General features: G+C 66.2%; 2 protein-coding genes. Both read left to right on the top strand.

Translation table 11 applies throughout. The features are described 5' to 3' along the window. Positions 1 to 589, top strand: a 589-nt coding sequence (locus tag VFQ05_17330) for a hypothetical protein (protein HET9328532.1), incomplete at its 5' end; no start/stop codon positions are given. 123 nt (positions 590 to 712) lie between these two features. Then, on the top strand, positions 713 to 1150 hold a 438-nt coding region (locus VFQ05_17335; GenBank protein ID HET9328533.1), incomplete at its 3' end, for a hypothetical protein.

A 1150-nucleotide genomic window follows, 5' to 3' on the forward strand; every position in this document is an offset into this window, starting at 1 on the left:
CGTCCCGGCCCCGATGAGTCCCGAGGGGGTCGTGCTGCTTCTCCAGTGGTGCTACGTGAGTCGCAACGAAGAGAACCATCGGACGCTCTTCACCGACGACTATCAGTTCGTGTTCGGCCTGCTCGATCCCGAGGGCGCTCCCTGGCGCACGACGCCCTGGACGCGTGAGGACGAACTCGCCTATTTCGATCATCTCGTCAACGGAGGGAGCGCGAATCAGCCTCCCGCTCAGAGCATCACGCTGCTCCTCGACCGAAACTTCCAGGTCATCGATGACCCGCGGCCCGGCAAGACGCCGCCATGGCACCGGGTGATCCGCACGAGCGTGACGCTTCACATCGTGGCCGAAAACTCTTCCCGCGAGGTCTCGGGCTTCGCGAACTTCTTCCTGGTCCGCGGCGACTCGGCGGCGATCCCGGAGGGGCTGCAGCCACGGGGCACGATTCCCGACTCGGCGTTCTGGTACATCGAGCGATGGGAAGACGAAACGCTCCCAGCCGAAGGCGCGCGCGCCATGCCCTCGAGCGCGGCCACGTGGGGTGGCATCAAGGCCTTGTATCGGTACGTGTCTCAGGCGTTGACCCGTTGAGGACTCGGGACTAGCTTTCGTGGGCTCCATCCCTCTTCCCGAGGATCGGGAAGGCCGCTGATTCTTCGCGCCGTTCATCCACGGATACGGATCCCCCCGGGCGCGCCCTCAAGGGGTCGTCCCATGCGCCGCCGCTGCTCCGTCTCGCTCCTCAAGCTTCCGCTTGCACTCGTGGCCGTCGCTGCACTGTCAGGTTGCTCGAAGGATTCCACCTCTCCCGACAATGGAACCGCCTGCGACCAGAAGGTCTCCGCCGCGAGGGCTTCGCTCGAAAACGCGCTCTACGCCGAGATCAACTCGGACCCCGACCGGCCTTCGGACATCAACTTCCAGGCCACCTACCAGCTCTACCAGGAGGCGCTGTCGTGCAGCCCGACCAGCAGTGAGGCGAACTTCGGGTCGTCGGTTCTCGGGCTGCTCGCGCTCACGTCGGACTCCGAGGTCAACGCCGCCTTCGACGAGTGGGAGGCCTACCTCGAGAGCGGAACGCCGTTCGCGGTGCCGCCGGCGCGCCGGAAGCCTCTGGGCGTTCCGCTCTCGTTCGCGAGCGGTCCCGAGGCG

Source organism: Candidatus Eisenbacteria bacterium, from assembly GCA_035712145.1.
In the GTDB taxonomy this organism is placed as follows: Bacteria; Eisenbacteria; RBG-16-71-46; order RBG-16-71-46; family RBG-16-71-46; genus DASTBI01.